Source organism: Salinimicrobium oceani (genome assembly GCF_012037645.1).
The window spans coordinates 1-789 of sequence record NZ_JAAVJR010000098.1 but is presented as its reverse complement, the minus strand read 5'-3'; the positions used below and the strand labels follow the sequence as shown (position 1 = coordinate 789).

Annotated in this window: 1 protein-coding gene and 1 pseudogene; one reads left to right on the top strand and one right to left on the bottom strand. The window is 43.0% G+C overall.

Annotation, left to right across the window (positions count from 1 at the left end; translation table 11 throughout):
- Positions 1-486, bottom strand: a 486-nt coding sequence (locus tag HC175_RS15640; protein ID WP_168139373.1) for a flavin reductase family protein, incomplete at its 3' end; no start/stop codon positions are given.
- Between the two features lie 111 nt (positions 487-597).
- Here HC175_RS15640 and HC175_RS15635 point away from each other — a divergent pair.
- A pseudogene (locus HC175_RS15635) lies at positions 598-789 on the top strand (sensor histidine kinase); the annotation flags it as partial.

Sequence of the window (789 nt, the reverse complement as noted above, 5' to 3'; positions counted from 1 at the left end):
CATTTTTAGCACTTCACAGATCACTAAATTTCCTGCACCGCCTTCTTCGCCCAATTCCACTATCTCATTGATCCTGCATTCAAATTGCACGGGGGCTTCCTTCACCCTGAAAGGTCTTACCACTTCAGACCGCAACATCGTAAATCCTGCTTTCTTAAATTCGTTCACCCCTTCGGCATATTCTGTACTTGAAAGAGAAACCTGCTGCACCATATTGTAGTTCACAACGTTGATCACCACCTCCCCTGTTGCTTTCACATTGTTGTAGGTGTGTTTCACAGTGTTGTCCCTTCCCCTCCTCGCAGGAGAAAAAATAAGGATCGGCGGATTGGCACTAAAAACATTGAAGAAACTAAAGGGTGATAAATTTGGCCTGCCCTGTTCATCAAGGGTGCTTGCAAAAGCAATAGGTCTTGGGCCCACTGCACCTAAAAGGTATTGATGCATTTGTGAAACAGGTATTTCTTTGGGATCTATGGTCAGCATTCTGAAGATTTTGACAAAGGTAACAAAACAGGCAGGAGATGAAAAATCCGCTGCACAATAAAAATAGGACTAAAACGCTTATATTTAATCGCATTTAAAGCTTTGCCCCTAATGAGGTTTTCAGAAAAACGGAACTTTCGTCGTTGGTTTATTATAATTTCCTCCCTCATCATTGTTTCACTCATTATCTGGAATGCAGTAGCGTTTTTTCAGCGGATCAAGGATGAAGAAAGAGTGAAGATGAACATCTGGGCTTCGGCACAAATGTACCTGGACCAGGCCGATACCGATACAGGGCTTGAC